The 13,114-nt window shown below is 67.7% G+C and carries 9 protein-coding genes; 7 read left to right on the forward strand and 2 right to left on the reverse strand.

Translation table 11 applies throughout. The annotated features are described in order from the left end of the window. Positions 1–31: 31 nt before the first annotated feature. The gene (locus tag JQX13_RS41255) at positions 32–1,978 is read left to right on the forward strand and encodes an alpha/beta hydrolase (RefSeq protein WP_203404888.1); all 1,947 of its coding nucleotides are present in this window, start codon (positions 32–34) and stop codon (positions 1,976–1,978) included. A gap of 54 nt (positions 1,979–2,032) precedes the next feature. On the opposite strand, the gene JQX13_RS41260 is transcribed toward JQX13_RS41255, so the two are convergent. Beyond that, a complete protein-coding gene (locus JQX13_RS41260) occupies positions 2,033–2,407 on the reverse strand; it encodes a metal-sulfur cluster assembly factor (protein WP_203404889.1) in 375 nt (124 codons plus the stop codon). Further along, positions 2,397–3,476, reverse strand: a complete 1,080-nt coding sequence (locus JQX13_RS41265; RefSeq protein WP_203404890.1) for an amidohydrolase family protein — start codon at positions 3,474–3,476, stop codon at positions 2,397–2,399. Before JQX13_RS41265 ends, JQX13_RS41260 begins: the two co-directional genes overlap by 11 nt. Before the next feature lie 268 nt (positions 3,477–3,744). Between JQX13_RS41265 and JQX13_RS41270 the strand changes: the two genes are divergently transcribed. The 6 genes from JQX13_RS41270 to JQX13_RS41295 all read left to right on the forward strand — a co-directional run bounded on the left by JQX13_RS41270 (position 3,745) and on the right by JQX13_RS41295 (position 13,104). Beyond that, positions 3,745–7,716, forward strand: coding sequence for a serine/threonine-protein kinase PknK (locus tag JQX13_RS41270; RefSeq protein ID WP_203404891.1), 3,972 nt, complete (start codon positions 3,745–3,747; stop codon positions 7,714–7,716). A gap of 35 nt (positions 7,717–7,751) precedes the next feature. Next, entirely contained in the window at positions 7,752–8,183 is a 432-nt protein-coding gene (locus tag JQX13_RS41275) for a RidA family protein (RefSeq protein ID WP_203404892.1), read from the forward strand. 426 nt (positions 8,184–8,609) lie between these two features. Continuing rightward, positions 8,610–9,845: an ISL3 family transposase gene (locus JQX13_RS41280; RefSeq protein WP_203404893.1), complete on the forward strand. Its 1,236-nt coding sequence runs from the start codon at positions 8,610–8,612 to the stop codon at positions 9,843–9,845. A gap of 331 nt (positions 9,846–10,176) precedes the next feature. Then, positions 10,177–10,728 (forward strand): hypothetical protein, encoded by a 552-nt coding sequence (locus JQX13_RS41285; RefSeq protein WP_203404894.1) that lies wholly within the window; start codon positions 10,177–10,179, stop codon positions 10,726–10,728. 87 nt (positions 10,729–10,815) lie between these two features. Beyond that, the gene (locus JQX13_RS41290; protein WP_203404895.1) at positions 10,816–11,616 is read left to right on the forward strand and encodes a hypothetical protein; all 801 of its coding nucleotides are present in this window, start codon (positions 10,816–10,818) and stop codon (positions 11,614–11,616) included. Positions 11,617–12,081: 465 nt separating this feature from the next. Next, complete coding sequence (locus JQX13_RS41295; protein WP_203404896.1) at positions 12,082–13,104, forward strand: alpha/beta hydrolase; 1,023 nt, start codon at positions 12,082–12,084, stop codon at positions 13,102–13,104. The last annotated feature ends 10 nt before the right edge of the window (positions 13,105–13,114 follow it).

A 13,114-nucleotide genomic window follows, 5' to 3' on the forward strand; every position in this document is an offset into this window, starting at 1 on the left:
GAGGTCTCCCCTCTCCTTCCCTCCTCCCGCCATGTACCGCCTGCGCCTGACCTCCAACCAACTGGCCCTGTTCAGCTCCGTCACCCGGAGCGATGCGCTCAAACGCGAGATGATCTCCGCGACGACGAAGCTCCCACCGGGGACCGTCGTGCGGCTCGGAGAGCGGACCCTGCGGCTGGGCGCCCCCCTGGGCAGCGGCCTGGTCGGAACGGTCTCCGAGGCCCGCTGCGCCGACACCGGGGAGCGCTTCGCCCTGAAGCGGGCCCGCGCGGCCATCCGCACCTTCCAGGAGTTCTTCCGGCTGGAGGCCGCCGCCACCGAGGCGCTGTCCGGCCTCACCGCACTGCGCCCCGCCCGCATCATCGAGCGCACCAGCCACGCCCTGCTCAAGGAGTTGCTGCACGGGTCCACCCTGCAGATGCTCATCCTCCAGGGCGCCCTTGGCCAGGAGCAGCGCGACTCCTTCGTCGAGGTGCTGCGGCAGGTGGCCGACATCCACACGCGCCTGGGCTTCCTGGTCGATCTCTCGCCCAAGAACGTCTGCTGGCAGGACGGGTGGGTGCTGGTCGACGCCGGCCCCAAGACCCACACCACCGACTACGTCACCCTCCTGGCGGAGCCGGGCTGGGAGCAGTACGTGCGGTATTTCGAGCGCAAGGGAAGCCTCGCCCGGGGCGGCTCCGCGCCCTCCGTGCTCGTCCGCCCCGTATCGGACGCGGGCATCGCCAACGCCCGCTCCTTCGCCTTCGTCCGGGACTGGTGGATGTGGATTCCCTATGATCCCCACGTCGAGCCCGGCCGGTTCTTCGTCACGATCGACGAGACACAGCAGGAGGACGAAGCGGCCTTCCGCGTCGAGCTCGACCGGGGCGCCGAGCTGGTGCCCGTGCCGGGCGTGGAGGCACGGCTGGCCGAGAGCGAGCTCGTCCGGGCCTGTGCGCTCGAGGCCTGGAAGCGCCAGCACCCGCACCTTCCCGCCCTCGCGCAGGGGGAGCCCCGGCCGCTGCCGTTCACGACGAGCCGGGAGCCGCTCAGCCTCGCGGCGCTGGCCACCGAGACGGAGCCCTGGGGACTGGCCAAGGCGCTCAAGCGGGCCTTCCCGGCGCGGGAGGAGCTCCAGGTGCCGGACCTGCCCGTCCAACCCTACCCCCACTGGACCGAGCTCGGGCGCGCGGGCAGTCCCCACCGCCCCACCGACATCCTGTGCCACGAGCCCTTGAGGACGTCCCGGGTGGCGCTCGATACGCTCCTGAGCCGCCACCGGCACTTCACGGCGACCCCGCCCCTGACCCGCACGGATGGCCCGTTCTGCGAGTTGCTGTGCATCCCCTCGGGGGATTGCCGGCGGGCCGTGCTCTTCCTTCCCGGCTTCCGGGCCTCCGTCGAGGCGGAGGCGGCACTCGTCTCGGCGCTGCTCGCCAGGGGGCTCGATGGGCTGTTCGTCCTGACCCACATGGGAGTGCGCAACAGCAGCGGGCAGGCCCTGGTGACCGCGGGCCGCTGGGAGACGGTCCTGCTCTGGGATGTCATCGACTACGTCACCGAGTGCCTGGGTGCCAGCGAGGTCGTCCTCGTCTCGGCGTCCCACGGGGCGATCGCCGCCGTGCTCGTGGCCGACCTGCACCCGCGCGTCACGGCCCTTACCCTGGACTCGTGTGTCCGGCGCCCGCTGGATCTCGTCGCGCATCTGGCCCAGGCCCGGGGCGAGTCGCCCGGAACCGCCATCCAATCGCTGGTGGAGCACCACATCCCCCAGCCCTTCCAGCTCCGGGAGCCCACGCGCAGCCACCTACGCGTGCTGTCGATGTACTCGCGCCAGGACCGGCTCGTCGCCGCATGCGGAGCCATGCCCGTGGGAACCCTGACCCTCTACGAGGGTGGGCATGCCGCCACCATGCGCCACGACAGCTCCGAGAAGGGAGTGCCCGAGGTCTGTGTCGACGCCCTCCATGCGTTCCTCGGAGAGACCTCCTCCTGAGGGCCGTGTGAGGACGCGGAAGTCGGTGGGAGCAACCGAGCGGCTCGACCTCGGTCAGGAGCCAGTCTCGGGCGTCTTGTCGCGGGGCAGCATGCGGCCACCAATCATGCTGATGCGCCGGTCCAGCAGGCGCTGGCGCGCGTCGGAGCAGATGTCCTCGGGCTTCCACTCGAAGGCCGGATCGAACTCCACCTGGACCGACGCGACGCCCTCCTCCGCCATCAGGCGCTGCTCGATTTCGCGCATGAAGTAGGCGGCCATCATGCACATGGGCGAGGTGAGCTGCATGCGCACCGTCACCCGCCCCGCGTCGTTCTCCACCTTCTGGAGCAGCCCCATCTCCCCGATACTCAGCGGCACTCCCGCGCCGTAGCTGCACGGGTCCGGAATGGACTGGATGCGAGCCAGCAGCTCCGCCTCAGTGGCCATGGCTCTCCTCCCGGAAGCTGTAGGGACCCGGCTTCCCGTTGGCGCGCTCCTTGGAGAAGGCGTCATGGGCGATGCGGGCCTTCGCGGCGGCGATGTCGATGCCCGCGTACCGGGCATAGTTCTCGCCGAGGATCATCCGTTTCACCTCCGGCGTCACCTGCATGCCCGCCACGCTCACCAGGTCGTCCGGGAGCTGGAAGTCATTCCAGAACTTCTGGATCGCCGGCTGCGGGTGGCAGAACACCGTGCCGGAGCCCCACATGATCTTGGACGGCCCCGCCCACTTGAGCAGCCCGGCCAGGGCCTCGGCGAACCAGCGCTCGCGCTTCACGATGAGCGCCCCCGTCACCTCGAGGTTCACGTACACGTTGGGGAACAGGGAGAGCTGCATCCCCGTCTCGTCCAGGAACGCCATGCCGCCGTGGACGATCTCGAAGTTCAGCTCGGGGAACGCATCCGCCGCGCCACCGATGTCGTCCACCTTGTAGGGCTCGAGCGGCACGGCGCCCATCGGCAGGCCCTTGTGCACCGCGATGTTCTTGATGCCCAGCTTGCGCGCGCGCTCGAAGAGCGGGAACGCGATGGTCGGATCATCCATGCGCCAGCCCGTGTGGCGGAACGACTCGCCCAACCAGGCCGCGGGGTAGAGCTTCAACCCGCTCGGCTTCAGCGCTTCCACCTGTTGCTCCAGCTCCTCCAGTGCCGCCGTGCCACGCAGCGGATCCACCCCCGCGTAGACGAGGAAACGGTCCGGGTAGAGCTTGCGGATCTCCAGCGTCTTCTCCAACGAGCACAGCCCGTCGCTGTAGAGCGTCTGCAGTGGCAGTACGTGGTGCACCGCGAGATCGATATCGCTCTCCACGAAGAGGATGCGGGCCAGCTCCTTGACGGACCAGTCCTTGAGGAAGCGCTCCGGCTGCTCGATCCGATAGCCATCCCCCGAGAAGCCGGTGTGCAGCCCGAAGATCAACTGCGCCAGGGACTCGGCATACCTCCCCGCGCGGTAGTTGGACGGATGGAGGTTGTAGGCATGCGTCACCGCATCGACAACGAAGGCGTCACCAATCACCAGGGCTCCCCTTTGGAGTGGAAGGACAGCCTATTCATGATCGCCACGGGGACGTCTGCGATTGCCGCCTCGAGTGGGTCCTCTTCCTCGGAGTGAAGTGCCTCACTGGATTCATACATCGCGGCTGGAAGATTGGTGCATATCAGGCCACCCACGCCCCGGTTGTCCTACCTTCCAGGTGATTCAGTCAGATGCGGATTTGGTAAGTTGTCCATCGCACACGCGAGCGCGTGGTTCGAGCTCGAGCCTCAGGGGGAAGGCGCACGGCATGTACAGCTCCAGCGACGACATGGCTCCATCCAGCAGCGCACCTGGAGTTCTTCCGCGAGGGGCGATCGTCGGTGGCCGCTTCGGCATCGAGACCCTGGCGGGGCGTGGCGGCATGGGCTCCATCTATCGCGCCAGGGACAGCGAGACGGGCCAGCCCGTTGCCCTCAAGCTGCTGCATGGGGCCACGATTCCGGAGGCGGTGCACCGCTTCCATCGCGAGGGCACGTTGCTCTCGGAGCTGCGCCACCCCGGCATCGTCTCCTACGTCGCACATGGCACCACCGAGCGCGACCAGCCCTACCTGGTCATGGAGTGGCTCGAGGGTGAGGACCTGGCGCAGCGCCTGCGGCGGAGGCCACTGAGCCTGTCCGAGTCCTTGTCGCTGCTGCGCCGGGCCGCCGAGGCACTGGCCGAGGCCCATCGCCAGGGCATCGTCCACCGCGACATCAAACCCGCCAACCTGTTCCTGAGAGGCGGCCATCCCGAGGACGTGGTGGTGCTGGACTTCGGCCTGGCCCGTCTCACCGAGCCCGCCGTGGTGACCGTGACGGGGAGCAACACCGTCGTGGGCTCCCCGGGCTACATGTCGCCGGAGCAGGCCTCCAGCCAGTCGGAGATCCTCCCCTCCGCGGACATCTTCTCGCTGGGCTGTGTGCTGTATGAGTGCCTCACGGGGAAGCCGCCCTTCGCGGCGCCCCACTTCGCCGCCGCGTTGGCCAAGATCCTGTACGCCGATCCGGCCCCGCTGCACGCGCTCCGTCCTCACCTGCCCGCCGGGCTGCAGCTGCTGGTGGACCGGATGTTGATCAAGGACCCGAAGCGGCGGCTGCCGGATGCGACCTCCCTGTTGCAGGCACTCGCGGCCCTGGAGTCCGCGCCCGAGGTGCCGCTGCCCGGCGCCAGGACGGACCTGCTCCTCCACCGGATGGAAGGGGGCGAGCAGAAGCTGGTCAGCGTCCTGCTGGTGTCCCTCCTGGGCGTGACCCAGGAGGAGACCGTGAACTGGGAGCAGGGCCTCGCGCTGCGTGACTCGCTGCGCACGGAGTTCTTCCCCCATGGGGCGCAGGTGGAGCTGCTGGCGGACGGCTCACTGGTCGCCACGCTGGTGCTGGAGCACGGCACCGCCACGGATCAGGCGGTGCTGGCGGCGCGCTTCGCGCTCACCTTCAAGGAGCGCTGGCCGGAAGCCGCGGTGGTGCTGGTCACGGGTCTGAGCATCCTCGACGAGCGCCTGCCGGTGGGCGAGTCCATGGACAGGGCGGGCCGGTTGCTGCGCCGGGCCGAGCGGATGCCTTCGACCTCGTCCGTGGTGCTGGACGATGTCACGGCCGGGCTGCTCGGGCCCGGCTTCCAGCTCACCCGCTCGGAGTCGGGAACCTTCCTGCTGGAAGGCGAGCAGCTGGGTGCCGACGCCTCCCGTCCCCTGCTGGGCAAGCCGACCCCCTGCGTGGGCCGCGAGCACGAGCTGGCCCTGCTCGACTTCACCTTCAACGCCTGCATCGAGACGCCTGCCGCGCGGGCGCTCCTGGTGACGGCCGCGGCGGGAGTGGGCAAGTCCCGGTTACGCCACGAGTTCCTGCGCCGCATCGAGCGGAAGGAGCAGCGATTCCTGCTGTTGCAGGGACGCGGAGAGCCGATGCACGCGGGAGCCTCGTACGGTTTGCTGGGCCAGGCGCTGCGGCAGCTGTGTGACATCGCGGAGGGAGGGAATCTGGAGGCGCGCCGCGTTCGGCTGTACCGGCGCGTGGCCCTGCATCTGCCCGATGAGCGGGCTCAGGAGGCCGTGGAGTTCCTGGGCGAGCTGTGCGCCATCCCCTTCCCCGAGGAACACAGTCCCCGCTTGAAAGCGGCACGGAGCGACCCCCGGCTGATGAGCTCGCGGGTGGGTCAGGCGCTGGTGACCTTCCTCGAGGCCGAGTGCGCCCACCAACCGGTGCTGCTGGTGCTGGAGGATCTGCACTGGAGCGATGCGCTGACCCTCAAGCTGGTGGACGAGGTGTTGCGGAAGCTGGCCGAGCAGCCCCTGATGGTGTTGGCGCTGGCGAGGCCCGAGGTGAAGGAGCTCTTTCCGGGACTCTGGTCCCGGCACCTGCAGGAAGTGTCGCTGCCGGGTCTGGGCCACAAGGCGGGAGCGCGGCTGGTGAGGGAGGTACTGGGGCCGCAAGTGCCCGAGGCGGTGGTGCGGCGGGCGGTGGAGATGGCCGACGGCAACGCGCTCTTCCTGGAGGAGCTCATCCGCATGGCGGCGGAGGGCCGAGGGGAGGAGGCGCCGGGGACGGTGCTGGCGGTGCTGCAGGCGCGACTGACTCGCATGGAGCCCGGAGCCCGGCGGGTGCTCCTGGCGGCGAGCATCTTCGGCCGCACGTTCTGGTCGGGAGGCGTGAAGGGACTGGTGCATCGGGAGCTCGAGGCGGAGCAGGTGGAGGAGTACCTGGAGCGACTGGTGGAGCAGGAAGTCATCGAGGCACTGCCCGACAGCCGCTTCCCGGGAGTGGCGGAGTACCGTTTCCGGCATGCGCTGGTGAGGGATGCGGCCTATGCCCTGGTACCGGACGGCCATCGAGTCGTGGGCCACCAGCTCGCGGGGGTCTGGCTGGAGCAGGTGGGCGAGCATGAGCCGATGGAGCTCGCCACGCACTACCAGCGCGGACAGCGGCTGGAGCGCGCCGCCCACTTCTACACCCGAGCCGCCGAGCAGCTCTTCGAGCGGCGAGACCTCCAGGGGGCGATGCGCTGCTTGGAGGCGGCCCTGGCCTGTGGCATGAGCGGTGCGCCACTGACGCGGCTGCGGGCGCTCCAGGCCGTGGTGGCCTTCTGGATGGATGATCTGCCGATGTCCCTGGCACAGGGCAGTGCCGTGTTGAACGAATTGAAGGTGGGGAGCCGGCTGTGGTGCTGGTTGATGGGCGGACTGCTCGTCGGGAACCTCTATCACGGCCACCTGGAGGAGGTGGGCAGGCTGGGCGAGCTCCTGCGACGAACCACTCCCGAGCCGGAAGCCGTCCTGGCCTACATTCAAGCCGTTCACATGTTGCAGGACATGCACATCTTCTCGGGGGCACGAGAGAACGCGGAGGCCTCGATCGCGCGGCTCGAGGAGGTAGTCGCTCCCCTCCTGGCCGATGATGTCCTGGTGCGCAGTCACATCAGACTGACGAAGGGCGTCCTCTTCCACTTCTTCGAAGCCAGGCCGTGGGAAGCCTTCACCCAGCTCGAGCTGGGGATCCGTGAGCTCCGTGAGAGCGAAATGGAACAGGGCAGGAACACGATACAGATCAACGTCCTCCAAACCCTCTTCGGGGAAACGTTGGCCGCGCTGGGCGACATGGCCGGCGCCCTGGCACAGCTGCGAGGGGCCCTGGCCGACGCTCGGCGGCTGGAACAGCACATCATGGCCGCCTATGTGCAGGAACGGTTGCTCATGCTGCTCTCCGGCAGCCCCGAGCCCGTGCACCGCCAGGAGGCTCGGGCCATGATCCTGGAGTACACGGGGAGCCAGGAGGCCAATTCGCTCCGGGAAGGAGTCGGCCACGTCATACTCGCGAGGTTGGCGGCGGCCGACGGCGAGCTGGACGAGGCCGAGACCCATGCACGCCAGGCCTGTGAGCTGTTGGCGCCCTTCCGGCTCTACCTCGTCGACGCGCGAACGACCCTCGGCACCCTCCTGCTCTCTCGAGCGAAGCTCACGGAGGCCCGGCAGGTGGCGGAGCTCGGTGTCCAGGAGTTGGAACGGATGGGAAACAACGGGGTGTACGCCGTGGCCATGCACCTGGCACGGGTGGAAGCCTGCTTCGCGCGGGGAGATGATCCCGCGGGAGACGCGGCGCTCCGCGAGGCGTTGCGGTGTGTACGTGCTCGCGCCAGCGACATCCCCGACCCCACCGCCCGCGAGCGGTTCCTGCAACAGGTGCCCGAGAACGCCCGGCTCCTGGAGCTGGCCCGGCAGCGCTGGAACGACGCGGCGGCGTGAGCCAGGGCGGACATTTCCCCAAGGAGAGAAACATCATGTCGAAGCAGACCCAGAACGCCTCGTTCGTGCTGAAGAACCCGGCAGGACTCTACGACCCATCACCCAATGGCTATTCACACGTGGCGGTGGTCTCCCCCGGGACACGGCTCGTCTATATCGCCGGGCAAGGAGGTGAGAACGAAGCGGGAGCGCTCCAGCCGGATTTCCGGCTGCAGGTTCGGCAAGCCTTGAGCAACCTGAGTACGGCCCTGACGGCCGCCGGAGCCCGGACGAGCGATATCGTCAAGCTCACGGTGCTCGTGGTGGACCATACCGAGGAGAAGTTGCGTGTTTTCGGGGCGGAGCTCGCGCATGCGCTCGGCGACGGCCCGAAGCCCACCTGCACGTTGATCCCCGTACCGAGACTCGCTCTCGATGGAATGCTCTTCGAGGTCGAGGCGGTAGCCGCCCTTCCCGTCCAGGGCTGAGCGTTTCCAGGTTCGACAATTCGGCGCGGCGGGTTCGATTCCCGCCGCCTCCCATGACGAAGCCATGGTCCCCTCTCCAACCTTGCCCTGCACTGGGAGGAGCATGTTGGACATGAACAAAGGTGGAACCAGGACGAGGAGCACCTGGAGGCTGGCGGGTCTTATCCTGGTGCTCGTAACGGCCCTCGCAGCCCAGGCGGAGCCGCCCTCCTCCACGATCCCTGGCCGTAAGCCGGACTCCAGTGAGCCCTGGAGCGCTTTTCTGGATCTTCTGTAGCTGAGGTGGGCGCGCCAGGGTGGACGGAGGGTCTCCGGTGAGAGACAGGAGAGGGGCAGTGCGGAGAGGTGGCTGTCACTCTCGCAAGAGCCCTGGTCGCGGAGTTGCAGTGCGTGCCGCCCCTGCGAGTGCTGGCGGGGAGGCGGGGAGTGGCGGGGCCGAGTGTGGGGGAGGTGATGGGGCGCGTGCTGCGCATCCAGGGGATGAGCGTGCGCGGGGTGCAGATGGGGCCCGGGGGACTGGTGGTGCAGGTGCGCCCCCGCCAGCGCAAGCCGCGCTGTGGAGTGTGCGGCCGGCCCGCCCCAGGCTACGACACGAAACCCGGGCGACTGTGGCGGCACCTGGCGCTGGGAGAAACCATCTTCTGGCTGCGGTACGCCCCGCGCCGGGTGCGCTGCCGGGAGCATGGAGTGAGGGTGGAGCGGGTGCCCTGGGCGGCGCACGGCTCGAGCTTCACGCACGCCTTCGAGGAGCTGGTGGCCTGGCAGGCGCAACGTCTGGACAAGTCGTCCATCTGCCGGTTGCTGGGCATCAACTGGCGCACGGTGGGCACCATCATCGAGCGGCTGGTGGAGGAGCGCCTGTCGCCTGGGCGCCTGGAGGGGCTGCAAGTCATTGGGGTGGACGAGCTGGGCTGGCGCGCCGGGCACCAGTACGTGAGTCTGGTGGTGGACCACCTGCGCTCGCGAGTCGTCTGGGTGGCGGAGGGGAAGAACGAAGAGACGCTCAACGGCTTCTTCGACGAGCTGGGAGAGGAGAGGACGAAGCAGTTGACGCACGCGACGATGGACCTGTCGGCGGCCTTCAGCAAGGCGGTGGGCAACCGGGCCCCACACGTGCGCAAGGTGTTCGACCGCTTCCACGTGCAGAAGCTGGCGAACGAAGCGCTGGACACGGTGCGCCGGCAGCAGGTGCGGGAGCAGGCGGGGAGCCAGGAGGGCAAGGCGCTCAAGCACAGCCGTTGGGCGCTGCTGAAGAATCCGTGGAACCTGACGGTGCGCCAGGGAGAGAAGCTCAGCGAGTTGAAGAAGACGAACCAGACGCTCTACCGGGCCTATCTGCTCAAGGAGAGCCTGGCACGGGGCATGGACTACGTGCAGCCCAAGCGGGCCTCGGAGCACCTGGACAAGTGGTGTCAGTGGGCCAGCCACTCCAGGCTCGCCCCCTTCGCGAAGCTGGCGAAGACAGTCCAGCGGCACAAGGACGGCATTCTCGCCTATGTCGAGACGGGGCTGAGCAACGGAGTGGTGGAGGGAATCAACAACAAGATTCGAGCCCTCATCCGTCGCGCCTATGGCTTGCGCAATCCCAAGGCATTCAGGGCGATGATACTGCTGTGCTGCGGAGGCATGGAGTTCACGCCGCCCCTGCCAGTAGCGGCGTAGCCCCTCGCAGTAGAAGCAGGCAGCTGGGGACCGAGCTCCGGAGCGCCGACAGATTCGACTGCAACCCGGCCAGCAGGGCAGCGGAGCCAGGCGCCCTGTCATGCACAGCCGCGGCTTTCTGGCACCCCAGGTCGTGCCCCTGTCTCATTCATGCCTCGAACTCTCGCGGGGACTTGCGTCCCATGGCCATCGCGCGGCTCCGCACACCCTTGAACCCCAAGTCCTCCCCGTGCGCACCCGGCCTCGGTTCCTCGACCCTGCCCACTCGACGTACCGAAGACCCGCTTTTCTTGGCAAGGTCGCACATGAGGCCATTGGCAGAGCGTACAGCGTGCAGCATCCCACCAGCGTCGTCTTTCTCAACACCGTCGACCTCTACAGAATTGTGGAGAAGGGGGAGTTGGGGGACCCCGAGCGTCTTCCAGAGTTCGTGAGGCGCTTGCGCCCGGACATCACTGATACCCGCCTCCTCGTGCTGTTCGAGCTCAAGCCGGACAATGAGAAGTCACGCGAGATAGGGAGAAAAGAGGCGGGGCGCTACCTGGCGGCACTCAACGAGGTTGCCGAGCCTGACAAGAGGCTCGTGGGAGGCACCGGCTTCGAGGGGTCGCTCTTCCTCGAATTCGAGAACGGGGGAGCACTCTGGCAGTTGTCCTGGCGAACGCCAGAGCCCGGAGTGACGCTGTACCGCTGGAGCTACCGGCGCAAGAAGCCCAATGCTTCCTGGAAGGAGCGGACGGCCCAGAAGGCAGAGGAGTTGCCCAGGGAAGAAATAGAACAGCGCGGTGAGTTGGCCGAGCAGGCGATCCGAGCCGCCTATGAAGGGAACGAACGCGCCAAGGGATTCCAGGGCCAGGTCTACCTGCCTGTGGACTGCCGCTGAGCGGGCGCGAGGCGCCTGCCGCCCTCGGAGCGCGCGAAGTGCCCGGCGCTTGAGGCGCGTCTGACCGCTGTGGTAGGGCGAAAAGCCATGACCCCGGAACAGCCCTCGGTGCTCGAGTTTCCAGCGTGGCTCTACGGCACCACCGCCGCCATCCGCCGCAAGGCGAGAGCCGAGGGACGCTGGTGGGCCCGGGAGTACCTCAAGACCGGTGCCTTTCCCCATCCCCGGCAGATGCGCCAGGTGCCGCCCGGCGAGGTGCTGGTGATGCACTCAGCGGCCGAATTCGACTTGGGCCGCACGCGCTGGTGGATGCACATGTTCGGCGACGTCTTCATGGACTTGAATGGAGGCGTCCCGAAGGAGGAGCGTCAACGCATGAGGGACGCCTTCGAGTCCTTCTGCCTGGGCACCCCGTGGGGCGCCCTGGAATATACCGTGTCTCCGTCCCCGCCGCGGAGCGCGGAGCGCGTGGCGAACCGGCTCGCTTCGGTGCTCCGCTTCTGGGATGTGCTCCAGGGCCCTCGCTACGCGTTCTGGCCCGGTAGGAAGTACACGCTGGAAGAACTCATGGAGGATATCTACGGCAAGACCCTGGAGGCCTGGTGCCCCGGAGGCCCGGCCTCGGTCCGCGAGCACCTAGCCCTGACGGTGGAGCGCATGTCTCGCGCTACCCGCGAGGCTTGCGAGGAGGCCGTGCTCCGGGTGATTCCCGTCCTGGTGGAGGGGGACAACGATTTGAAGCACCACGAGGTGCTCAGCGACCCGGACTTCCTGCACGAGCGCCTCTCCGCGCTTCCCCTGGAGAAGTTCGAGGATTTCTCCAGCGCCGACAAATACGCGGTGGCCGTACAGTTGGCTGCCTGGGACAGGGAGTTGGGACAGCATTAATACTACGAGGTCACCTCGGAAGTACCGGCATTGTCAGCGATCTTGCGGGCTCTGGGTTTGATTACTTTGGTGCAGATCTCGCTTGGGACGAGTTGGATGTGGCCGGGAAGCAGACTCAGTCAAGAGTGAAGGAAGAATACTCCCGCTTCTATGCGCTGCTGACAGCGCTTCTTCACAACCAGCCAAACAGCACAACTCGAACTGTTGGCGTTCACGAGGAAGCGCGGGAATTTGGACGAGCCGAGCGTCGCGGCATGAGACTGGCGGGCAGAGGTAGGTGGGGGTAGCGCAGAGGGCCGGGACGAGGGCACCCAAAAGAAGAGAGCCCGGAGCTGGTACCTCCGGACCCTCAGGCCGAATCACGGGGACGCGATGCGGGCCTCGGCAGCAGTTCGAGCGCGGGCGCACGGCCGGCCCGCAGCCGGAGGGTTTTGTATTGTCCGAACAACAAACGAGGAGAAGGCCATGAAACCGCAAGGAAGGAAGCTCCCCGGTCCCCACGTGTTCTCGCGCCTCGCCATCACGGTGGCCGCCGCCGCCGTTCTTCATGCGGCACCCGCGTCTGCCCAGCTGCCCCCGCCCAGCGGGCCCATCATCTGGGGAGGCTATACGCAGAATCAAATCGACGCGCTGTATGACCAGAACTTCTGGGACAACGCCCCGCCGGACCCGCGGATGCGGGACCAGGTGAACAGCGACGCGGTGCGCTCCCGGTACGGCGAGCCCGAGCGCCTCCAGTACGGGCTCTCGCGGTACGAGTTCCTCGATCTCTACCGCACGAAGGCGAAGGGCAAGGCGCCCATCATGGTCTACATCCATGGTGGCTCCTGGCAGCGCGGCTCGGCACGCAACGCGGCGGTGCCGGCCGAGATGTTCATGGAGGCCGGGGTGCATTACCTCGCGCTCGACTTCGTCAACACGCTGGAGAACGGCGGCAACCTCCTGGAGATGGCCGAGCAGGTTCGCCGGGCCGTGGAGTGGGCGTACCGCAACGCCGGCACGTTCGGCGGCGACCGTGACCAGCTCTACGTCTCCGGCCACTCCTCTGGTGGCCACCTGTGCGGCGTGGTGATGACCACGGACTGGAGCCAGCACGGGCTGCCGGCCGACACGGTGAAGGGCGGCGTGTGCAGCAGCGGCATGTTCGAGCTCTACCCCGTCTCGCTCTCCGCGCGCGCCTCGTACGTCCGCTTCACGCCGGAGACGCTCGAGCTGCTGAGCCCCCAGCGCCAGCTGCGGTTCCTCCACGCGCCCATCGTCCTCGCCTACGGCACGAACGAGAGTCCCGAATTCATCCGCCAGACGCGCGACTTCGCGGAGGCGCTGAAGGCCGCGGGCAAGCCCCACAAGGTCCTCGTGGGCGTGGGCTACAACCATTTCGAGATGAATGAGACGTATGGCAATCCCTACGGCCTGTTGGGACGCGCGTCACTGGAGTTGATGGGACGCGAGCCACACCAGGGGCAGCAGAACAAAGACAACAGGTAGAGGAGCTCCC

The sequence above is a fragment of the Archangium violaceum genome (genome assembly GCF_016859125.1).
GTDB lineage: Bacteria > Myxococcota > Myxococcia > Myxococcales > Myxococcaceae > Archangium > Archangium violaceum_A.